Raw genomic sequence first — 26,742 nt, 5'->3', positions numbered from 1 at the left:
AGGGCATATCCGAGTATGCCCTTGCTTTGTTTATTTTCTAAAAAATGGTCCTGGAGCACCGAAGCCTGGAGCACCGAAGCCTGGAGCACCGAAGCCTGGAGCACCGAAGCCTGGGGCACCGAAGCCTGGAGCACCGAAGCCTGGAGCTACTGCTCCTGGAACTGGTCCACCAAATCCTACAGGTGCTGCTGGAGCAACAAACTGCTGATTTGTTACTTCATTTACTACTGATTCAGTGTGCGGGAATGAATGCACATGCTGGAAATTATGATGGTTCACAGTAGTTGTATGACTTGGATGAATATGTGGAACGATCGTATTTTGGAAAGTATGATTCACACAGCATTTAGTTGGTGATACTGTTGCTGGCAAAATATTCGTTGGTCTTGGTCCACAAAACATTTTAAAATCCCCTCTCTACATAATTTATTTACATTAACAGCCTATGTAGATAGGGGGAATCTTGTACTAATGAAAAAACCTATTTTCATTCCTTTTCACTAATATTGTACGTTTACCTAAAAAGAAATAAAAGCAACAGGATTTCAGAAATATGTATGACCCTTTTAGAACATACTATAAAAACTCCCCTTTAAATTAGAGAAAATAACCGCTACAAAAATAATGACGAAAAAAAACAGAAATAATATTGCTTTATACATGATATCTGCCTCACTCTATTCCTAAATAATACTGCACAATTACACATTTTACAGCTTTTGCAATAGGCTTACAACTAGGAATTAGTGGGTTTTTCAAACAATTATTAATAATTTGTGAAGATATTAGATGACTCCTTCTTTCTCCTCAGTCGTTGGAGTCTTTTACTGAGATCCTCATATTTAAATGCAGCGTTTTCCATATCATTTGCCAGATAAAAGGAATCAGCCATTTCCGTATAGACAAGGGCTTGTTCTAAATTTTTTTCACGATGCTCAAAAATTTTGGCCAATTCGATACATGCCGCAAGCTTTATTTCCATTTCGCTACCCTCAGCAACGTCTTTCCATAGCTGAATAGCTTCAAGCCATTTCTTTTGTTTCTTATATTCGAATGCAAGTGCATGCTTTGCTCGTAGTGCTTCTATGCCATCTCCTGCTGAAATATTCGAGAAAGCCTTCTTGGCTGATGAAGATTCTCCCAATTGTGAGAACCATCTTCCGACTTCGTATGTCTCCCGTGCTGTCTGCGACTTATCAATCCCAAGAATTTGATAAGAAAGATGAGTATATAAGCTAATAAGAGATAAAATGTCTATTTCATTATGCTTTAATACACCTAGCATTCCTTCTGGATTTTTCGTTTCCACATAATCAAAATAAATCATCGGTGCTAAAAAACCTGGAAGATCATCTTTTCTTTCGACACCTAATATTTCTTTTTCAACTACAGACAGCTTTAAACGTTCTAATTTATGCTTCCACATCCTTCTAGAAGCATGGTATAAATCGAAATGGCCAAATGGAGGCAATTTAGGAACTTGATCCCGAATAAGAGTATGCCTCGTTTTCACTTGCGGCCAATCAAATGATTTTCCATTATAGGTCGCCATCATTTTATAATCTACACTGTCTAGAAAGCTTTTGTATAAAGCAACCTCCGCTCCCGGATGGGGTAAAATATGCTGCTTAAGACGAACCTTGTTTCCTTGAAAACTTGCATGGCCAAGGATAAAGATTGTGTTTCCAACGCCTCCACCGAGTCCAGTTGTTTCTGTGTCAAAGAAAAAGAATTGATCTGGACGAAACCCAGCAGCTGACAGTGGATGGTTAATATTTGAAGAATTCCATGCTTCCACCGCCTGATAAAATTGGTCAAACGTATAAATGCCGTGTTTATCGTTAACTGAATATTCCTTTTCCCTAATTAAGCAAAAATCCTCGTCGAAATAATACGGTGCAACCCCTTCTTTTTCCCAAACCTCTCTATAAGGAATGCTGGTTAATTCTGGTTTTTGAACAAGCTTTTCAGTGTTGCTTTCATGGGATAAATGTGACTTTAATCGATTCAGCTTGTTTTTAATGGACATGGTTATCACCAGTGATTACATTTCTAGATGTGAAGCTTGTTAATATTTTAAGGACATCTGCTTTTGCCAAATTTGAAGCCGTTTCAGTCCCAATGCAGGAAGGACAGCCTTGTTCACAAAAACAATTACCCACCATTTGCCTTGCCTCATGCAACACATGCTCGAACCCTTCGTATATCTTTTCGCTTAATCCAACCCCGCCGGGATAGCGATCATAGAAAAATATCGTTGGCTTCTCATTATGAGCCGCTTTCACTTGCGGGACAACATGAATATCCTGAGGATCACACATGACAAAAAGCGGAGCAATATGCCTTAATGCATGAGCTGACCCAATAAGCCCTTGCTCTAGTCTCTCTCGCTTGTCTTGTAAGTCCTTATCATTAAATGAGAACCATGCAGAGTTTGTATGAAGCTCTGCCTCTGGAAGGCTTATAGGCCCGGAGCCAATATTTTCGTGTGTTTCAAATTTTATCTTTTTAAAAATAGTAGCCATGGCAACAACGCTCACATCCCCATAACCGATTTCCCCTGAAGGCAGGAAACGCTGTTTATCCTGTTCGAGAACCTTGAGTTCAACTGCGAGATTAGCATCTGTAAAGTAATCCGCGTCCACTTCTCTTACGAAGGCTTTTTTCTCCTCCCAATCCAGCAGCTCAACTTGGTACTGCGTTCCTTGATGAAGATAGATTGCCTCTTCATGCAAAAGTGTCATAGCAGAAAATTGATCCATTTCACCGATTACCCTCACATTCGCTATGTCAGATTGATCAATAATGACTACATTTTCCTGAGAAGCTGAACGTAAACTAATATTATGGGCTGGAAATGAATCATTCATCCAATAATATTTCCCCCCATTTTCATAAAGAACCCGTTCTTCAGCTAAATATTCGAGGACTTCTTCGGTTTCAAATGACCCAAAGGATTCTCCTGCATGAAAAGGAAGCTCGAAAGCTGCGCATTTGATATGATCAATTAAAATGATTAAATTATCGGGATGAATTCTCGCTGTCTCTGGACTTCTTTTGAAGAAGTAATCCGGATTTTGAATGACATATTGATCCATTGGGCTGCTGCTCGCAACCATAATTACTAGGGATTCTCCATGTCTCCTTCCGGCACGCCCTGCTTGCTGCCATGAGCTCGCAATCGTCCCAGGGAAGCCATTCATGATACACACTTGCAGCTGCCCAATATCTACTCCGAGTTCCAGAGCATTCGTGCTGACAACTCCGTATATTTCTCCAGAACGAAGCCCTTTTTCAATTTCCCGTCTCTCTGTTGGCAAATAGCCGCCTCGGTAGCCGCGAATAGCCTTTGGACCTAATTTATGCTTGACGAGTTCCTGTAAATAGGTTAATAAGATTTCAACCCTTACACGGCTTCTCGCAAAAATAATCGTTTGAATTTTATTTTTCAACAAGTTTGCAGCTAGTTTTCTAACTTCTAATGTAGCACTTCTTCGAATATTTAAAGGTTTATTAACAATTGGCGGATTATAGAAAACAAAATGCTTTCTCCCGCTTGGAGCTCCATTATTATCAATTAACTTTACCGGTTTTTCTGTTAGCTTCTCCGCAAGTTCCAATGGATTAGCGATCGTCGCTGACGTACAAATGAAAATCGGATCACTTCCATAAAATCGGCAAATTCTTTGTAATCTTCGAATGACATTTGCGACATGACTTCCAAAAACACCACGGTATATATGAAGTTCATCAATCACAACAAATTTCAGATTTTCAAAAAGGGAGACCCACTTTGTATGGTGGGGAAGGATAGCAGAATGCAGCATATCTGGATTGGTAATAACGACATGCCCTGCTTTTCGGACCTTCTGCCGAATATTAGCAGGTGTATCCCCATCATATGTATAGCTATTAATAGCTAATCCTGTTTCATTAATAATCTCATTCATTTCGCTTTTTTGATCTTGGGCAAGGGCCTTAGTTGGAAACATATATAGCGCTCTTGCATGAGGGTCATTAATAATGTTCTGTAAAACAGGGAGATTGTAGCATAGTGTCTTTCCTGACGCGGTTGGAGTGACTGCCACAAGACTTTGTCCCTTCATTGCCGTTTCATATGCCGATTTCTGATGGGTATAAAGACTTGTAATCCCTCTTCTTTGTAAAGCTTCTTTAAGATTAGGGCTTAAATCAGCGGGAAGGTCGTCAACCCTCGCTTCCTTTTCTTCAATTGTGTGCCAATGAACGATGTTTTGCTTAAACTCTTCCAGTTCTTTCATTTCCTTCATTAATTCATGCAAGCTTTTCCGAACTTTCATCTTACTCACCTCATATCTATTATTCTAGCGAATAAGCGTTCGTTTTTAAAGGAAAACTTCCGTGTCATAAAATGTTCAAATTCTTCCAAAGCCAAATTGCTTCTTTCTAGTGTCTTTTTTGTTACAATATTGGTAACAATGGGTTTAATTAAGAGGTGATAAAATGAATTATTCTGACATTAAAAAGGTACTTTCGCAGTTTACCCTTTTTAAAGAGCTCAGTGATTCAGAAATTGAAAAAATTGTTGAGATCTCCATCTCTAGGGAATGGAAAAAAGGCAGTCATGTATTCATGCAGGATGACCCGCTAGAGAATGTATATTTTATTCAAAGCGGACGCATTAAAATTTATAAAAGTGATGTAAATGGCAGGGAACAAATCGTGGCAATCGCTAAAGATGGGGATATGTTTCCACATGTCGGCTTTTTCCGAAAAGGAGGATACCCTGCATTTTCAGAAGTGCTCGAAAGATCCACATTAGTTGTTGTGCCAATTGACCAATTCGAAAAGGTCCTTATAGAAAACCCTGAGCTATGTATTAAAGTGTTTAAAGTGCTTGGGGAAAAAATTGTTGACCTGCAAGAACGGCTCGAATCGCAAATCCTAAATAATACGTATGAGCAAATTATTAAGCTGCTCGTTCGCTTAGCCAAAATTCATGGTCAGAAAATGGATAACGGTTTCTATCTCTTAAAGGCAGAGTTCACTAATAAGGATCTTGCCAATATGATCGGCACAACGAGAGAAACTGTCAGCAGGACATTAACAAAGCTTAAAAAGGACCAGCTGATTGAAACGGATTCATCCGGAAATATAATTATTGATCCTGATAGTCTATTAGAGGAAATCTTATAAGCTTAACAAAGAAGAACCACTTTCAACGGTGGTTCTTCTTTGCTATTATTTTAATATTTCATTTTTCAAGAACAAATACCCAGTTGCCTACATAAGATATTGTGGCTATGCCAACATCATTTATTGATAGGGGCTGAATAAATTGAGCAACGATAGCAAAAAGGGAAAAAATGAGTTGGGGGATTTTGTGAAATCGATGAATCATTTCTTTAATGAAAGGCCGGTTAAGGGATTCTTGCAATCAATAGATGAATTCTTCAAGAGCCCATTTCCTTTTCATGCTACTTTTCATGTTGATGTCCGAGAAACGACGGAAGAGCATATTATTACGGCAGAGTTGCCTGGTGTAAAACGTGAGCAGATTCAGCTCGATATCCTTGATAATTACGTCACTATTTCCGTTCAGTCGAATGAAATGTTTACTGAAGAGGATGAGCATCAGAAAATTATGAGAAGACGGCAAACGATGCAAAAATCGAGCAGAACGATTCCTCTTCCGCAGCCAATTATCGAAAATAAAGTAAAAGCATCATACCAAAATGGACTACTAAAAATTCGTATTCCAAAACAAAAGGGAAAACATATCAAAATTGATGAAATTGAATAAAAAAAACAAGCAGTCTCAAAAACTGCTTGTTTATTGCTTGGAAGTATCCAGCCATTTATTAAAATAACCAGTCGGTACACTGAAATAATCTTTTGTGAATCGAATAAATTCCTTCGTGTCTACTTCTTTGTATTTGAAATGCTCATAATAGCTAGAAAGAAATTGCATGCTTACTTCCTTTACATCGTCACCTTTAAGTCTATACTTATCCTCCACCATTTTTAATATTTCAATGGCAGGCTGACCATATATAAAGCCTGTATTTTTTACTTTGTCTAACGAAACATTTGAATATTGTCTGCCAAGATTAGCAGCCTTTATACGCTCCATCCGGTTATATGGAATGCTAAATGCCTGTCTCTTGCCTTGATTTTTGCCCGCAAAAAAGTACATAGAGGTCGCAAATTCAGTCATGCCTTCATCAACCCATGCCTGATGATATTGATCATTCGCCACCACACCATAGAAATACTGATGTGCGATTTCGTGAACGATGGCGTTTCTGTAAAAGTACGTATCCTGGATGTAAGGATTAATCGTTACTACCCCAGAATATTCCATAAATGGTCCATTATCCAAAATAATATCTAATTGCTTATGAGGGTATTTCCCAATATTCTCCTGATAGAAGCTTAAGGCATCTTTTGCTAACTCTAAAGTTTCCTTAATATTTTTTTGATGATCCGTCTTCGTGAATAATCGGATTTTGACTCCGTCATTAGCCTCCGTTTCATGGACATCCATATCCTTAACAATGGCAATGAAGAAATCCCTCACTTTTTTTACTTTGACCTTCCCTTCACTTTCCCCCATTCGAGGATCTTTATCGGAAGTAGAAATAAGTGAGTACCCTTCTGGAATTTTATAAGAGACTTCAAAATTAGAAAAGTCCGTATGGAACGTCTCCATTCCTACATCATAATCTTCCTTATTCCATTTTCCATTTTGATAGGTAGCCAGCATGGGGTACCAATGAGCCAAATAATAATTTTCCTTTTCATTTGAAAGACGTTCACCTTCATTTGGAATCGTGAACACATACTCGATTCTAACTTTATATTTTTTCTTTTTATGTATGGATGCCGGGATGTTAATTTTTAAATGATCTTTTTCCAGGCTATATTTTGCTTGCTCGCCATTAATCATGATTTTATTCATTTGCACAGTTGAATAGTCTTTAATCGATTGAAAGGAATGCCCTTTTATAAATGCATTTGGAATGAAATAAAAGGTCATATCCTCCCAATTATCATCTGATTTATTGTTGACCAGAATATTTGCTGTCGTATGAAAGACACCTTTTGAATCCATTTCTATATGCATATCATAGGACGCTTTACTATCATTTTTCACCCCTACATCTGCATCCTTTGTGGCTGTAACATAAACACCCGCCCCAATAAATAACATGATAAGCAAAATGAAGGCAAGCCTTTCTCCTCGAGGAAGTATACGCTTTCTATCTTCATTCAATTGTTTGCGAATGGGCCTGATCCGATGTACCTGTCCAGTCTTTATCCATGGGGTTCTTGAGTAGTTTGCCTGAAAGCGATTTTTCAGACCATTTGCCAGTAAACTGAATGATATGGTCGTAAATAATAGAACCATTAAAGGGATGATCAAGATATGAGTATTCCCGTAAATATTTCCTCTTGCTTGTCCAACTAAACCAGATAACTCCTTCGTCACCGATAAATAAATGAGCGGATCAAATCTGACAGCAGTTCCGCCAATGAAAATATTCATAAGTGACAGCTGGCCCATAATCGTAATGACATAAACAATTTCCAAAATAAACATCACTAAAATCGTTTCCTTCAATTGCGGAAAAATATGCTTCCAAATGAGCCTGTTTCTGCTGGCGCCAAGAACATGAGCAGCCTCAATATACACTGATTTATATAACTCAGCCGTTTTCTGTCTTACAGATGAAACAATACTCGGGATGCTGATCACAGAAGCAATAATAATAAAATAGCCTATAAGAGTGCTTGTACTTAATTGACTATTAAAGCTAATTGGCCTCATGAAAAAATATAAAATGAGAAACAAAGGGATATAGCTCCATGCATTTTCAAAAGCAGTCAACAGGCTAGGCGTTTTTTTCCACATTCCTGCATATAATCCTATTACTGTTCCTAGCACCATCTTAATACATGTAACAGCCAGTCCTACAAATACCGTATAACGAATTCCATATAAGACCATCGTCATCAAGTCATAGCCCCATTTATCTGTACCTAATGGGTAGCTTTCATGTTTAAATGGCTGCATCGGAGGGGCTAATACCTTTCCATTCGTATATTGCGTCTCCAGCATCTCTGTTAATGAGTGTGGAGCGAGAATTGGACCAAATACACAAAGAAAAAGGATGATAGCTACGAAGAAGCTCCCTATATATAAAGAATAATTGATGTTAAATAATTTATTCATAAATTAATCCTCGTTTGAAAAGGTAAAGTACTAGTCTAATAGATAAATATACGATACCCGATATTAAAAGCATCGAGAAAAGGCCAATCGCAATCGGCTGAATCTCATTACTTTGAAAAATGAACTTCGTAATACCAGATACATTCATAATGTACTCGACGATAAATAGATTTCCGATACTTAAGGAAATGACTTTAATTAATTCAGCTTTAATAAAGGGCTCTACATTTTTATAAACATGCTGAAAATTAATATAATTTAAACGCATCCCTTTTGCTACCGCTGTTTTAATATAATCTTCGCTGCTCGTTTGGAGATATTTCACTGAAACAAGCTTAAACATATATAATGTCGGAGCAATACTTACTAGAAAGGTCGGAAACCATAGATTGAGCGCTCCAGCGTCGGCACGTAAAGATATGACTCTAACCCCTGTAACTTTATAGACTTTTACAGCTAAAATCAAAGACAATATAATAATTATAAAATCAGGTATGGCTGAAAAGAGGTTCAAAATGAAATTAAAAAGCTTCGTTAATCGAAAACGGCTTACGAAAATGCCAAAAATCAAGCTAATGATAATTGAAACATTCACTCCAAAAAGCATGATTTTTAAGCTAGTAAAAAAGTTATTCTGTATATCCTCCGCAATTTCCCGCTGCTGAGTCCCTAACTGATATGTACCAAGGCTTCCATGACTAATTTCACTTATAAAATCACCATAAATTACGGGCAATTTCTCGAAATGCCATTCCAACCGATTCTCAGGTGCGTTTACTTCTACTATCATCGGTATTGCAGCTAGAGAAAGGATTAAGAGGAATATGATAACTACTTGCTGTAATGAACGTAACATTTGCATCCCCCAGTTTATTTTCATTTCTCTATTTTTTCACCATTTTCTATTTACTGTCAATCTTATTTAATAAATCTTTTGAAAAAAACAAGGTATTCACATGACATTCTTTCGCGAATACCTTGTTTATTAAAAGTCATTAAACCTTGATAATCCCGCCAAGTCCTTTTACAAGTGATGAAACCTGACTAACGGCATTTACCATCTGTCCTGCCGTATTCATCATTTTATTAACATCGATTGAACCATCCTGTGACTTGAATGAATTCATAAGGGATTGAACACCTGATGACTGTTTAGGAATAAAGGACTGCTTCGGGTAAGGGTTCATATAAGAATTAGAGAAATAGGGATTATAAGTGTTCGACATATTTTTGTTTGTTTCAGGATCTAATGGATTTTGGAAGATGCTCTGTGAAACATTACTTTGCCCCAGTTGCATCCCATTTTGCTGCATCGGGTATCCATTAGTTGGGTACTGGTTATACATCATATGTTGACTGCCCATAGCAGGATAGGCATTTTGATACATCATCTCATTTCCGTATGGAAACGGTTGATTGTTAGGACCATTGTAGAACCCCATATTCCCTCCAGGAGAAGGATAATAAGGGGGCTGCTGTCTCCAATGATATTGGTTTAATCCGTAATCTGGTTGATTCATATATGTTGGGTGATATTGATTTAAATAAGGGCTCGCTCCTCTTCGGCCAAACATAGGGGGACATCCTCCTCTTTCATAAACAATCTATCTCAGCTTGTTTGAGAAATCATTACTATAATTTATGAAAAGGGAGCCTATATTGTGATTATACTGGAAACGTTTTCATTTTTTGTCTATTGGTGAAGATTTATGTCGGAAGTCTTAATATTTGAAAAATAAAGAACCGCACCTTTTTTATGATAGGATATTGAAAAGAAATAAACGCTCTGCAGTAAATTTTCGCTATTCTGCTAGTGAATCAACTATATAGTTTAGCAGAATGCGAGAAAAATTAGAGGAGGGAAATTAGCATGAATGTTCACGAACTAGCAATGAAATTTACTACAATGAGGAATTACAGTCCTGAAAGTGTAAACGAATTACTTGATTTTACGAAAAAGTCATATGTTCAAAACGATATTTGTATTACTGTGTATCGTAACCTTGTTCGTGAACTCGAGGCTCAAGGAGCAGAAGTTCCTGAATCCCTTTAAGACTCATTAAGAGAGACAACCTCTAGTACTGACGTACAAGTATTCATTCTTATCATCACTGAAGGAATTCTTAGCTGCAAAACATAATTCAAGCGGCCCTCTTATTAAGTGACAGGAGGGCCCATTTCTTCTTTTACCGTTTGAATCAGTCTGTCTAGCACATATTGCGAAGATACAACTAAATTAGTAAACCTCGACTTGCTCGTTTCGGGATAAAAGGCTTGCACAGATATTGTCTCAATATTTTCGTATGTAGATTCTACTTGCTGGATAAAGAGATTTTTCGGCCGATTGATTGTAATCCAAAGGATTGCTTTATTTTTCCATTCATCATTTATTAATTTCACTTCATCCGCGAACGGTTTAACCTCATTATAAAAATCTCCGGGCACCTTCAGCTCCCTGGCCTTTTCATATCTTTCAGATATAAAGAACGTATAATTTAATAATTGGTTTGTCAGATCAATCAGTTCTATATCTTCATTCATAAACAATCAGCTCCAAATTCATAGACAGAAATTGCTGTCAGGAGAATTTTTGCAAAAATAAAAGTAGCTTATAAAAATCAGCTACTAAAGAATGACCTTATTTTAGTGTAATTTATAACCTAATTCAAGCTTTATGCTTGGCTGACGATGAAAAGCATCCTTCTCATCTGCTTTACCGCTCTTTGCCTGATAATAAGCGGCTTCCAAATCTAATGCTTCCATGCTATTCGTGCAGGTTGAGATCTGTTCTGAACAATTTATTTGTAATTGGTTTCTAATGCCGGCAAAGTTTGAATCAAGTACAGTTTCTAATTCCTCAAGCTGATTATAAATTTCAGAAAGCATATGAATTAATTCCTTTTTTGCGTTAACATTTTTCTTCATCTTCTAAGCCCTCCTTGGAATAAGAACACCGGTTATAGATGCTTGTACCTACTCTATTCGCTCTCCTTAATTCCAATCCTTCACGGCTGACAAAACTAGAAGCGTTTCGTCAAAGTAAGAAAAAATTTTTATTAAACTCCCCTTTTTTTCGACATTTTCCTCTCGCATGGAAACCCCATTAATGTGCACACTAATAAGCGGAGGTGCGATATTTTGAATAAAAAGGAAAAACAGACGGGAACTCAACCAAAAAAGCAGGAAGAAACAAAAACCGGTTATGGTAATAAAAAACTTGAGGGTCCCAATCGCCCATCAACATAACAGGCCGCTTTTGCATTTTACAGCTAAAAAAGTGGAAGACAGCATCCGTGTTGGACTCCACTTTTTTAGCTATCTTATCATTTCCACTATTTCTTTTAAGTAAATAGCCTTCTTTATTTGAGCTTGTTTATCTTTATACCATTCTGTCAATTCGATTGGGTGAATATGCTCCACATTCCCCATTAACCATTTTCTTTTTAATCGTTTATTTTTAGACCAGTCTCCTGCTTTATGTTTTTTATGCTTAATAATCGGGAATGTACATCTTAAAAATGGGGATGTTCTTCTAGGCTTTTTCTTAAAATAAATTTCATAATCATACCGGGAGCCTGTGTGAACAGTTCTCTTAGCAAATTCGTAAAAGGACGGATATAAATCGTTATGAAATAGAATAGCAGCAAGGCGCTTACCAAGATCAATCCTATTGGTTAACGATTTAAATCCATTTGCACTCGCACCAAATAGCTGCCCATTACATGTTGGAAAGATAACGGAGCTATAATGAAACCAATCCTGGAGCAGGAACAGCGGAGATTGGAACACTTTCCTTCTATAGGCAGGATGCTTGATAACAGGCTTTTGAATGATATTTTGTTCGTTAATGATTTGTGAAATCATCAGCCTTTTTATACATCTGCGCTCCCAAAAAATCCGCCATTCCTTTACCATAAATGAAGATACTTGGAAATATCTTAATAAATGAAACATTGGACGATTCATTTTCGTCGAATATTGATAGAGCAGCAATTGCGGAAATGCATCTTGAAAGATTAGCCAATTGGCTCTCTCATATGTTAAGAACAATTTTTTTCTTATTTTTTTATTTATTATTTTTGGAAACCATTTACCTTCGAGATCACACATATTCCATCCCGCATTTCGGGACACCATGCTTGCAAGGAAGGACCAAATGATTTCGGGATTTCGATTATAATAATGAAAATAGGCGTCTGTCCTGGAAATATTATCAGCATTATACTTTTCTGTACGATTTCTTATTCTTTGAATCAATTCTATTTCTTCTATATTTAGTTGATTTAAATCGCTTGCCCTTTCAAAAAACATCATGGATCTGCCTCCAAAATAAGCATATGGCTTAACATTTACAAATCTGTACTTTTTATTCAACCACAAATAACGATGATTTGTTATGATAAGGAGTAGCTTGTGAGGTGAATAAAATGAATTTCCATTATCCGAACGGCAAGAAGTTTCTACCGATAAAAAAAGAAACGATGCGCACAAATAAAGAAAAAAAATGGACATATAGTAATCGTGGTATGACTTTGGAGGAAGATATAAATGAAACAAATGAATATTATTTAGTGAATGGGATTGCCTCCATTCATAAAAAGCCTACACCTGTGCAAATTGTTCATGTCGACTACCCGAAAAGAAGTGCGGCGGTCATAAAAGAAGCGTATTTCAAACAGGCTTCAACAACAGATTACAACGGAGTCTACAAAGGCAGGTATATTGATTTTGAGGCAAAGGAAACTCAGAACCAAACTTCCTTTCCCTTGAAAAACTTCCATGATCATCAAATTTTGCATATGGAAACGATACTAGAGCAAAAAGGGATCTGCTTTGTTCTATTAAGGTTTTCGGCAACTGAGGACATTTATCTGCTTGAGGCTCATCATTTACTCATGTTTTGGAAAAGGATGAAGGATGGCGGCAGAAAATCGATTACTAAAGACGAAATTGAAACATTTGGCCATCAAATCCCGCTAGGATATAACCCTAGAATTGACTATATTAAAAAAATCGATTATCTTTATAGCCTCGGTTAAATATCTCAATCAACCTTCTACTCATCAGAAAGGATGAAAATAAATGGCAGAAAAATATCAATCGAGAGAGGAGCGCCGTAAACAGCAGGCTTCCAAGCAAAAAAGCAATGGAAAGAAACCGGCAAAGAGCTTATTTAAACGTATCTTTCTAACTCTAATTGCACTTGGGATTGTAGGAATGCTTGTTGGGGCGGGGACCTTTGCTTATATGGTAAAGGACGCACCTAAACTTGATGAAAAACAATTAAGGGATCCAATCCCTTCCAAATTATTAGATAAAGACCAAAATCTTATTACGGAAATTGGCTCTGAACGAAGGGAATATGTTGAATATGAGGATATTCCTAAATTAGTGGAGGAGGCCTTCCTTGCAACAGAGGATGTGCGGTTCTACAAGCACCATGGAATGGACTTAAAGCGTTTAGCTGGAGCAGTACTTGCAAACTTTACCCGCGGATTTGGTTCGGAAGGGGCCAGTACCATTACTCAGCAAGTCGTAAAAAATTCCTTTCTAAATAATAATAAAACGATAAGCAGAAAAGCTCAGGAAGCATGGCTTGCTTTTCAACTTGAGCGTAAATATACGAAACAAGAAATATTTGAGATGTATGTAAATAAAATTTGGATGGAAAATCGCAGTCATGGGGTTTTAACTGCTTCTCAAGTTTACTTTGGCAAGAATCTTGATGAGCTGACACTTCCAGAAGCTGCACTGCTTGCAGGCTTGCCGCAAAGTCCGGCAAACTATAATCCTTTTAAACATCCGGACCGCGCAGAAAAAAGACGAAATATCGTTCTTTCACTAATGCATCAGCATGGTTTTATTTCAAAAGAGAAAATGGAAGAAGCTCAGGCAGTTTCTGTAGAATCCTCGCTCGTTCCAGAGGAAGATAGAAAGCAGAACGATTCTCCCTACGATTCCTTTGTTGATATCGTCATTGATGAAGTTCAGAATAAGTATCCTGATCTTGATATTTCTTCAGACGGCTTGACGATTTATACAACATTAGACACGAATGCCCAGGATTATATGGAAAAAATGTTAAATACTAATGAAATTATTGATTTCCCGGACGAAGAATTCCAAGCCGGCATTACTTTGCTTGATACGAAAACAGGTGAAATTCGAGCAATTGGCGGCGGAAGAAACCTAAAAGTAAAGCGCGGGTTTAATTTTGCCCAAGATACGAAGAGACATGCCGGATCTACATTTAAGCCAATTATTGATTATGGTCCAGCCATTGAATATTTAAAATGGGGCACCTTCCATACTCTTGACGATAAACCTTACACTTATTCAACTGGGCAGAAAATTAATAACTGGGACCGAAAACATATGGGTCCTATGTCGATGAGAGAAGCATTAGCTCGTTCAAGAAATATTCCAGCCTTGCAAACATTGCAGGAGGTTGGGCCTGAGAAAGCAAAACAATTTGCTAATAACATTGGATTTAATATTAAGGAGGCTTTCGAATCAATTTCCATTGGTGCTTACGAAGTTTCACCGATGCAAATGGCTGGCGCATACAGCGCTTTTGGAAATAATGGGATTTATACGGAACCTCATTCCATCACGGCCATTGAAATGCGTGATGGTTCAAAGATAGATGTAGCCCCAGATTCAAAGCCAGTCATGAAGGACTACACAGCTTTTATGATTAACGATATGCTTAAAAGCGTTCTGAAAGATTCCTATGGAACTGGAAAGTTAGCTAATATCTCAAACCTTCATGTTGCAGGTAAAACGGGTACAACTAATTACACAGCACAAGAAATAAAAGATTGGGATATTCAAAATGGCGGCATTCCAGATGCATGGTTTGCCGGATATACGACTAACTATACAGCTGCTGTATGGACGGGTTATAAGGAAAAGAAAAACTCTATCGCACCAAAAGACCAAAAGCTTGCTATGCTTCTTTTCAAAAATCTAATGGCACATGTTTCTCAAGGGGTCGATACACCTGACTTCCCTGTTCCTAACAGTGTTGAAAAGATTGCGATAGAAAAAGGCTCAATCCCAGCAAAACTTGCTGGTGAATTTACACCTAAAGATCAAATCATATATGAGTATGCGGTTAAAGGAAATGCACCAACAGAAGTATCCGAGAAATTCGATAAGCTTGATTCTCCTTCAAACCTAAATGCATCATATGATGCAAATACGAATGAAATACTCTTAACATGGGATTATCCAGAAGAGGCAGCGAACATTCAATTCGAAGTTTCAGCAGCATTAGACGATGGTGCAGACCAGCTGCTGCAGGTCATAGCTGAAAAAGGAATTAAAGTCGCAAATCCGGTTCCAGGTGGCATTTATCAGTTCAAGGTTACAGCAATCCGTGATGATCAAAGGAGTGACCCAGCCGTTCAAACAGTTCAAGTCCCATTACCAGAAATGGACGATGGATATGATGATGATCAAGACTTGGATGAAGGTATCCCTGGTGATGATGGAAACGGAAATGACAACGGGAATGGGCAAGGAAATGGCAACGGACAGGGTGATGGCGATGTTGGAGACGGTGATCAAACTGACACCAATCCTGTGATCCCTCCCATTATAAATCCGCCCGGCAGTGGTGGACAATAAACGAAAAAAAGCGTCTTAAGCTTATAGCTTAGACGCTTTTTTCATTGCCTGTTGTTTGACAAATTGTTTATTCATTTCACTTATTAATTCTGCTAATTGAATATAGGAGTGGTATAAGGATGGTTTCTTCATAATAAATTCCAGCCGCTCTGATAAATTGACAGGCTTAATGGCTAATTGATCAAAGTCCAAATTTGAAAGAACAACTGGAAGCCCATTTGCCCAATAAACCAATTCCAGTAAGAGGCTAATCCCTTTTTTCATAGGAGGCAGTACATGAATCCTCTCCCGTTTAGCAAAAAAGGCTTCTAGTAATTCATTTACTTTTTGCCACTCTTCGATTAGAATCGGAATGCTTTTTTCTTGAACTTCCCATGGTTTTACTGCTTGTACTCCTGAAAAAAAAGCAGTCTCATAAAGAAATGGCCTAGAGGCATACAAATTTTCCAACACTTCCACATCAAGAATAATCTTCTCATTCTTTGCAAAGAAAAACGGGTGAACTAATTCTACAGGAACTAAAAGGGTCTCATGATTGCTCATTCCCCAATTTCCCCTTCATTCTTTTTTTCCCTTCTCTGCATACTTCCAGTAGCGGACAGCTCTCACATTGAGGGTTTTGTGCTTTACAGTGATATCTTCCGAAAAAAATCATCCGATGATGCGTAACAGACCATTCGTCCATTGGCACCTTTTTCATCAATGTTTTTTCTACCTCTAAAACGGAATCTTTCCACCGACAAAAAGCTAATCTTTTACTAACCCGTTCCACATGGGTGTCAACAGCGATCGCTGGAACACCATATGCTACGGAGACTACTACATTAGCTGTTTTCCTGCCGACTCCCGGAAGCTTTGTCAGTTCATCACGATCACGGGGTACAACTCCATTATATTCATCTAATAGCAGTCTGCACAGCTTTTGAATATTTTTTGCCTTGTTTCGATATAGCCCAATTGATCTAATATCCTCTTGCAGCTCCTCCAAAGTTACATTTAAATAATCTTCAGGAGTTTTATATTTTTGAAATAAATTCTTTGTTACTTTATTGACGAGCACATCCGTACATTGTGCAGATAAAGCAACTGCAATGACAAGTTCAAATGGGTTGGAATGGTTTAACTCACAGTGTGCATCCGGGAACATTTCCCCCATCTGATCAAGGCAAAATCTTATTTGACTATTATTCAACAACTATCTCACCACTTTATTTATTTACAATTTATTGCTCGAGCCAATTATAAAAAGGAATGGTTTTTCCAGTTTGTTCAGGAGCTTCGTTAGCCCTACCTCTTTGCTGCTGGTTTTGTCTGAACTTTTTTCCGTAGCTCTTCGCTTGTTCAATTGTTTTTATTCCATTCTTTTTCCATTCGAATAAAATTCTATCGATATAGCGGAAATTTAATTTCCCCGAAATAACCGCTTCTCGAAGAGCCGCTTTAATTATATGGGGATCATGTCGGTCATCATCCATCCACAGTGCAAGTGTTTCACATTCAAATGGAGATAAAGGCCTTCCAAATTCTTGTTCAAAAGTAGTATATAAATCAGTCTCACTTTGCTGATTTATCATTGCCGTTTCTTGCTTTTCCTTTAATAGAAAAAAATCTATCAGCTTTTCCCATAAAGGTTCAATATTATATTGTTCGTAGCGAATTCCATCAGAAGAGTAGCTATCTTTAATTTCGATATACCCTTTCTGGATTAATTTTCTAAGGATCGATGTACATTCTGAAACGGAGATTGTCATGCTCGAAGACAATTCAACTGGAGTGGGAAATGCATTCCCTTTTTCAATAAAGGAAGTAACATGCAATATAAGCACTAGTTCATGCTCATTTAAACTCATCTCTTTATAATGAGTTAATAAAACCCCAGGTATCGTAATATTTCCCTCCTGGAGCCACTTTAATATACTAGTTTTGGACATTCCTGACACCTCACTATCAGTATATCATGAACAAACTATTTGTAGTAAGGAGAAAAACAGGTAACTTTTCCTTTCTTACTACTCTGAAAAAATAAAGGAATCGCCAACAGGACGATTCCTCTATATTGCTCAATTTATGTTGCTTACGGATATAGACGATTTAATAAACGCGGGAATGGAATTGTTTCGCGTACATGCTCCACTCCGCTAATCCAAGCTACCGTTCTTTCTAATCCAAGTCCAAACCCAGAGTGAGGAACTGAACCGTATTCACGAAGTTCTAAATACCATTTGTAAGTATCCATGTCTAAATTATTTTCTTCTAAACGCTGTTTCATTAAGTCATAATCATGAATACGCTCTGAACCGCCAATAATCTCTCCATACCCTTCTGGCGCAATTAAGTCTGCACAAAGGACAACTTCTTCCCTGTTTGGATCTGGCTGCATGTAAAATGCTTTTAATGAAGTTGGGTAATGAGTAATGAAAACTGGTTTGTCATAGCTTTCTGCTATCGCTGTTTCGTGAGGGGCACCGAGGTCATCTCCCCACTGAACATCGTCAAAGCCCTTTTCATGCAAAAACTTAATCGCTTCATCATAAGTAATGCGCGGGAAAGGTGCCTTAATATTCTCTAGTTTAGACGTATCTCGGCCTAGAGTTTTTAATTCTAATTCGCAATTTTTTAGGACAGATTGAACAATATATGACACATAGTCCTCTTGCACCTTTAAACTATCCTCATGTTCATAGAAAGCCATCTCAGGCTCAATCATCCAGAACTCAATTAAATGGCGTCGTGTTTTGGACTTTTCCGCACGGAAAGTCGGACCGAAAGAGAATACCTTTCCAAGTGCCATTGCTGCTGCTTCTAAATGTAATTGTCCGCTCTGTGATAAATAGGCATCTTCATCGAAGTATTTCGTAGCAAATAATTCTGATCCGCCTTCAGCCGAGCTCCCCGTTAAAATTGGCGGATCGACTTTTACATACCCTTCGTTATTAAAAAATTCATACGTGGAACGGATAATCTCATTTCTAATTTTCATGACCGCATGCTGGCGGCGAGAGCGAAGCCATAAATGACGATGATCCATTAGAAATTCAGTTCCATGCTCTTTCGGCGTAATTGGATAATCTACTGCTGCATGGATCACTTCTAATCCCGTTACAAGCATTTCATATCCAAATGGTGAACGCTCGTCCTCTTGGATTTTTCCAGTTATGTAAATAGAAGATTCTTGAGTAACAGACTTTGCCGCTTGAAAAACTTCCTCAGAAACATCCGCTTTCGCGACAACACCTTGCATGAATCCTGTTCCATCGCGAAGCTGAAGGAAAGCAATCTTTCCGCTTGAGCGTTTATTTGCGACCCAAGCGCCTATTTTCACTTCTTGATCAACATATTTGTATACTTCAGATATCGTTGTTTTTAACAATTATATTCCCTCCAAAAACTAGCAAATCGCTTTTATATCCTATATATTATACTCTTTTGTATATAGGACAAGCAACTACCAAAAGCGGCAGCTAGGTTACTAGCTGCCGCTTCCATATTATTTCATTTTCTTCTCAACAAATTGATGGATTCTTTCAACCGCTTTTTCTAATAAGTCCAATGATGTTGCGTAGGATAATCGAATATTATTTGGAGCACCAAAGCCTGATCCAGGAATTACGGCAACCATTGCTTCCTCAAGAAGTGCTTGAGAGAATTCATCTACATTGGCAAAGCCTGTTAATTCAGCCGCCTGCTTTACATTAGGGAAAAGGTAAAAAGCACCTTGTGGTTTAATGCATGTAAAGCCAGGAATAGCAACAAGCTTATCATAAATAGTATTTAAGCGCTGCTCAAATGCCTTTTGCATTTCCGAAACCATCTCTTGTGAACCAGCATATGCAGCAATCGCCCCATATTGAGCTGTTGTTGTTGGATTCGATGTACTATGGCTCGCAAGATTTGTCATTGCCTTAATTATTTCTTTATTACCTGCTGCATATCCGATTCGCCAGCCTGTCATTGAATGGGACTTTGACACACCGTTTATTAGTAAAGTTTGTCCTTTAAGCTCAGGTGAAAGCTGAGCAATGGAAACATGCTTATTGTTTCCATAAACTAATTTTTCATAAATTTCATCTGAAACGATCAGAATATTATGCTTTAAACAAACCTCGCCCAATGCTTTTAACTCATCTTCAGAATATAGCATACCAGTCGGGTTGCTTGGTGAATTAATAATAACAGCTTTTGTCTTATCCGTAATGGCTTCTGCTAGTTGTTCAGGTGTAATTTTGTACTCGTTTTCCTCTTTACCTTCAACATAGATAGGCACACCGTCTGCTAATTTAACTTGTTCAGGATAGCTGACCCAATATGGAGTAGGAATGATGACTTCATCCCCTTCGTCCAGAATAGCTTGGAATAATGTATAAAGGACATGCTTTGCGCCGCTTCCGACGATGATTTGAGAGGCTTCATAGTCAATTCCCTGGTCTACTTTAAACTTGTTAACGATCTCTTTTTTCAATGCAGGAAGGCCTGCAGATGGAGTATATTTTGTATGTCCTTCATTCATCGATTTAACGGCGGCATCAATAATATGCTGCGGCGTATTAAAGTCAGGCTCACCAGCTCCTAAGCCGATTACATCAAAGCCTTGTTCCTTCAATTCTTTTGCTTTCGCTGTAATGGCAAGCGTTGTTGATGGGGTTAATGCTTTTACTCTTTGTGCTAATTGAACGTTCATTTCCTTTTCCTCCACTCACATAATGACTAAGAAGAATAAGAACGAAGATCATAAATTCTCGATCTTCTTTAGCCATTCACCTGTTTTGAAATCAACATAATAATAATTTATTAAATTCCCCTCAGTCCGGTAATAAATTTCCCATAACGGAATATTCTTTTCCATTCCGAGGCGAACGGAAATAATTTTTTTCGGATTCTTCTCTTCTTTTAGCTTATTAATTGCTTCCTGTTTGGAAACTCCATCTGTCACCTTTCTAACAATTATCTGTCCTTCTTTTTCAGGGACCCAGACGTAAATGCTTGTTCCGGCTTTATTTACCCCTTTAATGACATAATATGTTTCCAGACCATGATAAAGCTGAAAATCCTCAGCCTTCCAAAGCCTCGTTTCTGTCATGGCTCTTTCAATGGCTTCTTTCTCAGCTGCCTTTACAGGCTCTACTGCATTTACATAAACGATAACCCCAGATCCTAATATAATTGCCAATATTAATAAACTTATAATAATTACTTTTTTCACATTTGTCACTCTTCTTATGTACGATAAATCGAAAAAATGGCTTTATTTTGATCTTCTTTATCAAGTGCCAGTCCAAACATTAAATCTTTTTCCTTTAACGTTCTGTTTAAAGCATCAACAATTTTATAGAGGTCAGGGCTTAGCTGAATTTTCACCGTTGATAAAACCTCAATTTTGCTTTCCATACTGGAATTCCTCCTCAGGTAGTACAATATTTGTAACTAATACAGAAGTAAATATAGGACAAGCTATATGTACGAAAGTTTTTAACCTTTAATTATCAGTATAACAGCTACATCAAACAGCTTGAATAAAAAATTCTATTAATTCTTCTAATCCACCAACGTCATTGGCTGCACCTTAAAAGGCGCAGCCCTTTTTTCATCATACGTTCATCTTTCATTTATAAGGTTTTATTAATTAAGTCGATTATTCCACTAATATCGCTTTTCGTATGAGAGATTTTCGGGATGGAATCTAAAAAAGCTTTTCCATATTGGGTTGTCACCAATCTGCGATCAAAAATAAAAATAAACCCTTTATCGCTTTTCGTTCGGATTAGTCTTCCAAATCCCTGTTTAAAGCGAATGATCGCTTCTGGCAATGAATAGTCAGAAAATGGATTTCCGCCATTTTGCTTAATTTGTTCACATTTCGCTTCTGTAAAAGGTTCATCAGGTGGTGAAAAAGGAAGCCGAACGATGATTAAACACGATAAATCCTCTCCAGGGATGTCCACACCTTCCCAGAAACTATTCGTCCCTAATAAAATGGCCTTTTCGAATTTTTGAAAATTACGGGTTAACCTTGATCGGCTCCCGCTCGATACACCTTGGGCAATAAGGGCATATTCATTTAGAAAGCCAGATTCCTTTATAAGCTCATATGTTTTTTTGAGCATTTCATGTGAGGTAAATAATATAAGCATTCTACCCTTCGTTGCTTCTGCTATCGAGATAATATGTTCACTAATGGACATGACATATTCATCCAATGAAACAGAATTTACTTCAGGAAGATCATTAGGAATGATGAGCTTTACTTGTTCATGATAATCAAATGGGGATTGAATTTGCTCTGCACTGCATTCTGTTAATTGCAATCCCAGTTCATTTAACATATAGTTGAATGAGTTTTTCACCGATAAGGTAGCAGAAGTGATAACAGCTGATTCTTTTTTGCTGAAAAATTCATCCTTTAATAAATGGCCTGCATTGACAGGCTGTGAATAGACTGTCGTAGCATTCTGCATCGAACGAACGTCCATATCAATCCATGTAACATATTCCTCAGATGGCTGTAAAAAAATATGTTTAATGGCTTCAACTATTTCTTTTAATTCATCTACTATAGAAGCGAGTTCTTCCAATGAAGATTTTTCACTGGCAGAAAGGTTCTCCTTGATCATACTCAAGGCATATAATCTTTTCTCTAGCTCTCCAGTAAAATCCTTAGTGTGGAATAAAAATCTTTCTGCACTAGCTTGCACTGCTTGGCTTTCATGGCTGGAGTCATCACGTAAAAAACGGCTGCTAATCCGATTGTACCCTTTTCTGGATTTTGCTTTCTTTTTCGCAAATATGCTTATAATTTTGAACAGCTCATCCATTTCAAAACTAAGTTCTTGTATCATTTGATTCATTTCAAAGGAATGAACTAAGTGCTTTTTCTCAATCACAGCTTTCTCTAGAATTTGTTCAAGCATATACAATAATTGTTTCTGCTCCATATGCCCAATACGGCTGATCAAAAAACGAGTCTTTAAATAATCCAGAGAATAGCCGAAATACTGGCCAGACACTTTCACAAAATGATGGCCCTCATCAATGACAATATGACTATACTCCGGCAAAATTTTATTATTTGAGACTAAATCACTCAGAAGCAGAGAATGATTCGTAATGATTAGATCAGCGTTTAAAGCGGATTTTCGGGCCCGTAAATAAAAATCTCTTGAAAGCCAAGATTTATTCTGAAGAAATATCGCCTCATCATTTTTGATTTTATTCCAAAATATCATTCCACCGCTGGACAAATTTATTTCATCTATATCCCCAGTAGTCGTTTCTGTTAGCCAAACAAGGATTTGCATTTTTGTTAAGGTAGTGTCGTAATTATCATCGAATTCCTTTAAAGATTGCTCAAATTTAGCCAAACTTAAATAATGACTTCTTCCCTTCAGCAATACCGCCTTAATCGGAAATGGAAGCATCTGTTTTAATTTAGGAATATCATTGGAAAGAAGCTGCTCCTGTAGCTGCGTCGTAAATGTACTAATCATAACTGTTTGTCTATTTTCTTTTCCGTAAATAGCTGCAGGAATTAAATAAGCTAATGATTTTCCAACACCTGTGCCAGCCTCAATTAATGCATGTCGTTTATAATTAAAGGCTTGATAGACTGAATCCATCATTTTAAATTGTCCTAAACGAATTTCACAATTGGAAAAAGCCTTTTTGAAAAGCTCCTCTTTCGCTTCTTGCTGTATAGGATAATTGACTGTCCCATTGTCATCATCAGCATCTTGTTCATGAAGCATTTTCAGTGCGATTCCTTGGTGTATTTCGAGATCGTTTTGCAAAACCTCGACAGTTGCTTCTTTTTTCGTAAGACAAGAATCTATGAGTAAATCTAAATCGCTTTTTAAACCGCCGGAAAGCTTGTAAATTTGCTTGATTGTGGAGAGCGGCAACCGTTCCATCCGATCCAAAAGGAGAAGCAGAAGCTCAGCCGTTACATAGGCATCGCTGTCAGCCTGATGAGGACGCTCATGATTTAATCCTTCCCTAAAAGCCAATTCTGATAATTGAAAGCTATCTGCAGTTGGCATAAATACACGAGAAAGCTCTACTGTATCCAAAACCGGTCCATAAAATCCATTATAGCCAGCAAGAAGAAGCTCCTCCTGCAAGAACGATAAATCAAAAAGGACATTATGTGCAACAAAATAAGCATCCTCTAATAAAGTGAGGATTTTTGGTGCAATCTCGGAAAACACAGGGGCATCCATTACTGCTTCATCATCTAGACCTGTTAATTCTTCAATAAATGGAGGGATAGGCTGTCCCGGATTCACAAGTGAGGAGAATTCCTCCGTTATTTTTCCGTTTTCGATAACAACAGCGGCGAACTGGATGATTTTATCCCCTTTCTTTGGGGCGTTCCCTGTTGTTTCTAAATCAATTACAACATATTTATTACACATAAACTACACACCTCTAACATTCAGTCAATCAAAAGGTATCATAAAAACGGAAAAAGAAAAAGATTTAATGCCGTGCATTATGTATTTTAGGCCATTTTCAATGTTTTCAAAATAACCTTGGACAAAAAGGCCGACTCGGTCCATACATACCGGGTCAGCCTTTTTCACTTTTAAAAAATATTTTACATCATAATCGTTTTTTCAGGTTCTTTATTGATGATTTCCTTTATTCGATTATTTTCGTCCATAATAGCAACTTTAGGGTGATGCGTATAGATTTTGTCCTCTGCAACAAGTGCATAAGAAATGATAATTACAATATCTCCCTCTTGAACAAGTCTTGCAGCTGCACCGTTTACACAAATGACACCACTGCCTCTTTCACCGGGAATGATATATGTTTCGAACCTTGCCCCATTGTTATTATTCACAATCTGTACCTTTTCATTTGGAAGCATCCCAACAGCATCAAGAATATCTGTATCAATCGTAATGCTCCCGACATAGTTCAGATTAGCTTCTGTCACAACTGCTCTATGAATTTTACCATTCATCATGGTGCGGAACATGATGATTCCCCCTAATATGAAATGTGGAAGCGCCTTGGTCACCCCCGACAAGCACAAGACGAGCCTCCCGGAAAGGTGTCTTTTCCTTTATGGGAGGATTGGCTTGTGACCTCGAGGGGGTAGGCGCTGCAACTGGACACTAAATAGTTAATATCAAATTATCTATAAGTCGTGCTTTTGAAAATTTTACTGCTAAGGCAATAATAATATTGCCTTCTAGCTTCTCAATTTCTTTAAGATTAGGGTAAGAGTAGATTTCAATATAGTCGATTGTTCCGCTCGTCTTTTCAGAAATCAATTCTTTAATAGAGGAAATGATTATATGAGAGTTTCTTTCCCCTTCATCAATCATTGCTTTAGCCTCTAATAGACTTTTGTATAAAAAAGGTGCTTGCTCTCTTTCTTTAGGAAGCAAATAAACATTTCTTGAGCTTTTAGCTAGCCCGTCATGCTCTCTCACAATGTCCACTGGCACAATCTTAATTGGGAAATGGAAATCATTCACAAGCCCTTCCACAATTGCTAGCTGCTGAGCGTCTTTTTTGCCGAAATATGCCTTATTCGGCTGAACGATATTGAAAAGCTTCGTTAAAACCGTCACAACCCCATCAAAGTGGCCAGGACGGGATTGCCCGCATAATACATCAGTCCGATCATTCGCAGTTACGGTAACCGATAATGGTGCAGGATACATTTCCTCTGCAGACGGGTAGAAAATATAGTCAACTTGATGTTGTTCGGCTAAATTATGATCACGGTCAAAATCCCTAGGATATGAACCTAAATCCTCCGTTGGCCCAAATTGAAGCGGATTTACGAAAATACTTAGGACAACTATATCATTTTCTTTTCGAGCATAATCGATTAATGTCAGATGTCCTTCATGTAAAAAACCCATTGTCGGGACATAGCCAATTGATTTACCTGACATTTTCTCTCGAATCATTGTTTGCTGCATGTCGCTAATGGTTGTAATGACTTTCATGCTTTCCCTCCGTACAAGCTTAAAAGCTCCGTTTCTTTCATTGAGAAACTATGCTCATCACCAGGGAATACCCCTTGTTTTACTTCATTCACATAATCAGTCAGACCTTGCTCCATGTCGATATTTATATTTGAATATTTCTTAACAAATTTCGGTACTCTTTCAACACCGTAAGAAAGTACGTCATGATAGACAAGAACTTGCCCGTCCGTATGAATGCCAGCACCGATCCCGATTGTCGGGATTGACAAGCATTCTGAAACTTCCTTTGCTAATTGCTTCGGAACACATTCTAATACAATGGCAAACGCGCCTGCCTGCTCGCATTTTTTCGCGTCTTCGATTAGCTTACGGGCCGTTTCTGCATTTTTGCCTTGAACTTTATAGCCGCCAAGCACAGCGACGGATTGCGGTGTTAGCCCGAGATGTGCCATGACAGGTATGCCAGCCTTCGTTAAAGCTTCGATTCCGTCAATCACTTCATCTGCACCTTCGACTTTAACGGCATGTGCACCTGTTTCTTGGATAATACGCGCTCCATTTATTAGGGTGTCGCGAACGGACAGATGATAGCTCATGAAAGGCATATCTACTACAATAAACGTGTCTAAAGCTCCTCTTCTGACAGCCTTGCCATGGTGAATCATGTCTTCTAACGTAACAGGGATGGTTGACTCATATCCCAATACGACCATTCCAAGCGAATCACCTACTAAAATCATGTCAACCCCGGCCTTTTCCGCTTGCTTGGCAGCCGGAAAATCGTAAGCCGTCAGAACAGCAATCTTCTCCCCATTCTCCTTCATTTTCAAAAAATCAGTTGTTTGCTTCATCCTTATTCCTCCTTTGAATTAAGGAAGAGGGTGAAAAACAAAGATAAAAATCCTTCTGTAAGCAGAAGGATTCCGAATTTCTTTCGTTCTTTATTATGTCTCA

The 26,742-nt window shown here is 37.9% G+C and carries 25 protein-coding genes; 5 read left to right on the top strand and 20 right to left on the bottom strand.

The features are described 5' to 3' along the window. Positions 1-30: 30 nt before the first annotated feature. From AR328_RS09920 to AR328_RS09910, 3 genes are all read right to left on the bottom strand, one after another. Positions 31-402 carry a CotD family spore coat protein gene (locus tag AR328_RS09920; protein WP_066294460.1) on the bottom strand — a complete coding sequence of 124 codons (372 nt, stop codon included), beginning with the start codon at positions 400-402 and terminating at the stop codon, positions 31-33. 364 nt (positions 403-766) lie between these two features. Then, a complete protein-coding gene (locus AR328_RS09915; protein ID WP_066294458.1) occupies positions 767-2,029 on the bottom strand; it encodes a ribonuclease H-like domain-containing protein in 1,263 nt (420 codons plus the stop codon). Next, the gene (locus tag AR328_RS09910; protein ID WP_066294451.1) at positions 2,019-4,319 is read right to left on the bottom strand and encodes a DEAD/DEAH box helicase; all 2,301 of its coding nucleotides are present in this window, start codon (positions 4,317-4,319) and stop codon (positions 2,019-2,021) included. The genes AR328_RS09915 and AR328_RS09910 overlap by 11 nt, the downstream gene beginning before the upstream one ends. A 163-nt stretch (positions 4,320-4,482) precedes the next feature. Between AR328_RS09910 and AR328_RS09905 the strand changes: the two genes are divergently transcribed. Both AR328_RS09905 and AR328_RS09900 read left to right on the top strand, forming a co-directional pair. Beyond that, positions 4,483-5,175, top strand: a complete 693-nt coding sequence (locus AR328_RS09905; RefSeq protein ID WP_066294446.1) for a Crp/Fnr family transcriptional regulator — start codon at positions 4,483-4,485, stop codon at positions 5,173-5,175. Between the two features lie 196 nt (positions 5,176-5,371). Further along, a complete protein-coding gene (locus AR328_RS09900) occupies positions 5,372-5,782 on the top strand; it encodes an Hsp20/alpha crystallin family protein (protein WP_197414448.1) in 411 nt (136 codons plus the stop codon). 30 nt (positions 5,783-5,812) lie between these two features. On the opposite strand, the gene AR328_RS09895 is transcribed toward AR328_RS09900, so the two are convergent. From AR328_RS09895 to AR328_RS09885, 3 genes are all read right to left on the bottom strand, one after another. Next, positions 5,813-8,215 (bottom strand): ABC transporter permease subunit, encoded by a 2,403-nt coding sequence (locus AR328_RS09895; RefSeq protein ID WP_066294435.1) that lies wholly within the window; start codon positions 8,213-8,215, stop codon positions 5,813-5,815. Continuing rightward, positions 8,208-9,071 carry an ABC transporter permease subunit gene (locus tag AR328_RS09890; protein WP_066294432.1) on the bottom strand — a complete coding sequence of 288 codons (864 nt, stop codon included), beginning with the start codon at positions 9,069-9,071 and terminating at the stop codon, positions 8,208-8,210. The genes AR328_RS09895 and AR328_RS09890 overlap by 8 nt, the downstream gene beginning before the upstream one ends. Positions 9,072-9,210: 139 nt before the next feature. After that, on the bottom strand, positions 9,211-9,789 hold the full coding sequence (locus AR328_RS09885; RefSeq protein ID WP_066294429.1) for a YppG family protein: 579 nt from the start codon (positions 9,787-9,789) through the stop codon (positions 9,211-9,213). Between the two features lie 296 nt (positions 9,790-10,085). Here AR328_RS09885 and AR328_RS09880 point away from each other — a divergent pair, with 296 nt between their 5' ends. Continuing rightward, positions 10,086-10,268: a YppF family protein gene (locus AR328_RS09880; protein WP_066294426.1), complete on the top strand. Its 183-nt coding sequence runs from the start codon at positions 10,086-10,088 to the stop codon at positions 10,266-10,268. Positions 10,269-10,372: 104 nt separating this feature from the next. Here AR328_RS09880 and AR328_RS09875 read toward each other — a convergent pair whose 3' ends face one another. From AR328_RS09875 to AR328_RS09865, 3 genes are all read right to left on the bottom strand, one after another. Continuing rightward, a complete protein-coding gene (locus AR328_RS09875; RefSeq protein WP_066294423.1) occupies positions 10,373-10,756 on the bottom strand; it encodes a YppE family protein in 384 nt (127 codons plus the stop codon). 102 nt (positions 10,757-10,858) lie between these two features. Then, complete coding sequence (locus tag AR328_RS09870; RefSeq protein ID WP_066294421.1) at positions 10,859-11,140, bottom strand: hypothetical protein; 282 nt, start codon at positions 11,138-11,140, stop codon at positions 10,859-10,861. Positions 11,141-11,530: 390 nt separating this feature from the next. Beyond that, positions 11,531-12,529, bottom strand: a complete 999-nt coding sequence (locus AR328_RS09865) for a DUF2515 domain-containing protein (RefSeq protein ID WP_066294419.1) — start codon at positions 12,527-12,529, stop codon at positions 11,531-11,533. Positions 12,530-12,642: 113 nt separating this feature from the next. Between AR328_RS09865 and recU the strand changes: the two genes are divergently transcribed. Both recU and AR328_RS09855 read left to right on the top strand, forming a co-directional pair. Next, positions 12,643-13,254, top strand: a complete 612-nt coding sequence (gene recU, locus AR328_RS09860) for a Holliday junction resolvase RecU (RefSeq protein WP_066294700.1) — start codon at positions 12,643-12,645, stop codon at positions 13,252-13,254. Between the two features lie 43 nt (positions 13,255-13,297). Next, positions 13,298-15,847, top strand: coding sequence for a penicillin-binding protein 1A (locus AR328_RS09855; RefSeq protein ID WP_066294409.1), 2,550 nt, complete (start codon positions 13,298-13,300; stop codon positions 15,845-15,847). Positions 15,848-15,868: 21 nt separating this feature from the next. Here the strand turns inward: AR328_RS09855 and AR328_RS09850 are convergent, their stop codons facing one another. The 11 genes from AR328_RS09850 to panB all read right to left on the bottom strand — a co-directional run bounded on the left by AR328_RS09850 (position 15,869) and on the right by panB (position 26,639). After that, a complete protein-coding gene (locus AR328_RS09850) occupies positions 15,869-16,390 on the bottom strand; it encodes a YpoC family protein (protein ID WP_066294404.1) in 522 nt (173 codons plus the stop codon). Beyond that, the gene (gene nth, locus AR328_RS09845; protein ID WP_066294400.1) at positions 16,377-17,042 is read right to left on the bottom strand and encodes an endonuclease III; all 666 of its coding nucleotides are present in this window, start codon (positions 17,040-17,042) and stop codon (positions 16,377-16,379) included. Before nth ends, AR328_RS09850 begins: the two co-directional genes overlap by 14 nt. Positions 17,043-17,070: 28 nt before the next feature. Then, positions 17,071-17,778, bottom strand: coding sequence for a DnaD domain-containing protein (locus tag AR328_RS09840; protein WP_066294397.1), 708 nt, complete (start codon positions 17,776-17,778; stop codon positions 17,071-17,073). Positions 17,779-17,921: 143 nt separating this feature from the next. Beyond that, positions 17,922-19,217 carry an asparagine--tRNA ligase gene (asnS, locus tag AR328_RS09835; protein ID WP_066294395.1) on the bottom strand — a complete coding sequence of 432 codons (1,296 nt, stop codon included), beginning with the start codon at positions 19,215-19,217 and terminating at the stop codon, positions 17,922-17,924. Positions 19,218-19,334: 117 nt separating this feature from the next. Next, positions 19,335-20,525, bottom strand: a complete 1,191-nt coding sequence (locus AR328_RS09830) for a pyridoxal phosphate-dependent aminotransferase (RefSeq protein WP_066294390.1) — start codon at positions 20,523-20,525, stop codon at positions 19,335-19,337. Positions 20,526-20,573: 48 nt separating this feature from the next. Next, on the bottom strand, positions 20,574-21,047 hold the full coding sequence (locus tag AR328_RS09825) for a cell wall elongation regulator TseB-like domain-containing protein (protein WP_066294383.1): 474 nt from the start codon (positions 21,045-21,047) through the stop codon (positions 20,574-20,576). A 14-nt stretch (positions 21,048-21,061) separates the two neighbouring features. After that, entirely contained in the window at positions 21,062-21,232 is a 171-nt protein-coding gene (locus AR328_RS22205) for a YpmA family protein (protein WP_082677181.1), read from the bottom strand. Positions 21,233-21,450: 218 nt separating this feature from the next. After that, positions 21,451-24,252: an ATP-dependent DNA helicase DinG gene (gene dinG, locus AR328_RS09820; RefSeq protein WP_066294377.1), complete on the bottom strand. Its 2,802-nt coding sequence runs from the start codon at positions 24,250-24,252 to the stop codon at positions 21,451-21,453. 182 nt (positions 24,253-24,434) lie between these two features. After that, complete coding sequence (gene panD / locus AR328_RS09815; protein ID WP_066294368.1) at positions 24,435-24,821, bottom strand: aspartate 1-decarboxylase; 387 nt, start codon at positions 24,819-24,821, stop codon at positions 24,435-24,437. Between the two features lie 139 nt (positions 24,822-24,960). Beyond that, entirely contained in the window at positions 24,961-25,806 is an 846-nt protein-coding gene (panC, locus tag AR328_RS09810; RefSeq protein ID WP_066294365.1) for a pantoate--beta-alanine ligase, read from the bottom strand. Continuing rightward, positions 25,803-26,639, bottom strand: a complete 837-nt coding sequence (gene panB / locus AR328_RS09805; protein WP_066294362.1) for a 3-methyl-2-oxobutanoate hydroxymethyltransferase — start codon at positions 26,637-26,639, stop codon at positions 25,803-25,805. The genes panC and panB overlap by 4 nt, the downstream gene beginning before the upstream one ends. Between the last annotated feature and the right edge of the window lie 103 nt (positions 26,640-26,742).

Source organism: Bacillus sp. FJAT-29937, from assembly GCF_001509555.1.
In the GTDB taxonomy this organism is placed as follows: Bacteria; Bacillota; Bacilli; order Bacillales; family Cytobacillaceae; genus Cytobacillus.
Note: the sequence above shows the minus strand (reverse complement) of the source record. Positions and strands in the feature narration are given on the sequence as shown.

Bases quoted from the DNA above. Each gene is read 5' to 3' on its own strand.
- AR328_RS09920 (WP_066294460.1), bottom strand. From the start codon at position 402: ATGTTTTGTGGACCAAGACCAACGAATATTTTGCCAGCAACAGTATCA.
- AR328_RS09915 (WP_066294458.1), bottom strand. From the start codon at position 2,029: ATGTCCATTAAAAACAAGCTGAATCGATTAAAGTCACATTTATCCCAT.
- AR328_RS09910 (WP_066294451.1), bottom strand. From the start codon at position 4,319: ATGAAAGTTCGGAAAAGCTTGCATGAATTAATGAAGGAAATGAAAGAA.
- AR328_RS09905 (WP_066294446.1), top strand. From the start codon at position 4,483: ATGAATTATTCTGACATTAAAAAGGTACTTTCGCAGTTTACCCTTTTT.
- AR328_RS09900 (WP_197414448.1), top strand. From the start codon at position 5,372: ATGAATCATTTCTTTAATGAAAGGCCGGTTAAGGGATTCTTGCAATCA.
- AR328_RS09895 (WP_066294435.1), bottom strand. From the start codon at position 8,215: ATGAATAAATTATTTAACATCAATTATTCTTTATATATAGGGAGCTTC.
- AR328_RS09890 (WP_066294432.1), bottom strand. From the start codon at position 9,071: ATGTTACGTTCATTACAGCAAGTAGTTATCATATTCCTCTTAATCCTT.
- AR328_RS09885 (WP_066294429.1), bottom strand. From the start codon at position 9,789: ATGTTTGGCCGAAGAGGAGCGAGCCCTTATTTAAATCAATATCACCCA.
- AR328_RS09880 (WP_066294426.1), top strand. From the start codon at position 10,086: ATGAATGTTCACGAACTAGCAATGAAATTTACTACAATGAGGAATTAC.
- AR328_RS09875 (WP_066294423.1), bottom strand. From the start codon at position 10,756: ATGAATGAAGATATAGAACTGATTGATCTGACAAACCAATTATTAAAT.
- AR328_RS09870 (WP_066294421.1), bottom strand. From the start codon at position 11,140: ATGAAGAAAAATGTTAACGCAAAAAAGGAATTAATTCATATGCTTTCT.
- AR328_RS09865 (WP_066294419.1), bottom strand. From the start codon at position 12,529: ATGATGTTTTTTGAAAGGGCAAGCGATTTAAATCAACTAAATATAGAA.
- recU (WP_066294700.1), top strand. From the start codon at position 12,643: ATGAATTTCCATTATCCGAACGGCAAGAAGTTTCTACCGATAAAAAAA.
- AR328_RS09855 (WP_066294409.1), top strand. From the start codon at position 13,298: ATGGCAGAAAAATATCAATCGAGAGAGGAGCGCCGTAAACAGCAGGCT.
- AR328_RS09850 (WP_066294404.1), bottom strand. From the start codon at position 16,390: ATGAGCAATCATGAGACCCTTTTAGTTCCTGTAGAATTAGTTCACCCG.
- AR328_RS09840 (WP_066294397.1), bottom strand. From the start codon at position 17,778: ATGTCCAAAACTAGTATATTAAAGTGGCTCCAGGAGGGAAATATTACG.
- AR328_RS09830 (WP_066294390.1), bottom strand. From the start codon at position 20,525: ATGAACGTTCAATTAGCACAAAGAGTAAAAGCATTAACCCCATCAACA.
- AR328_RS22205 (WP_082677181.1), bottom strand. From the start codon at position 21,232: ATGGAAAGCAAAATTGAGGTTTTATCAACGGTGAAAATTCAGCTAAGC.
- dinG (WP_066294377.1), bottom strand. From the start codon at position 24,252: ATGTGTAATAAATATGTTGTAATTGATTTAGAAACAACAGGGAACGCC.
- panD (WP_066294368.1), bottom strand. From the start codon at position 24,821: ATGTTCCGCACCATGATGAATGGTAAAATTCATAGAGCAGTTGTGACA.
- panC (WP_066294365.1), bottom strand. From the start codon at position 25,806: ATGAAAGTCATTACAACCATTAGCGACATGCAGCAAACAATGATTCGA.
- panB (WP_066294362.1), bottom strand. From the start codon at position 26,639: ATGAAGCAAACAACTGATTTTTTGAAAATGAAGGAGAATGGGGAGAAG.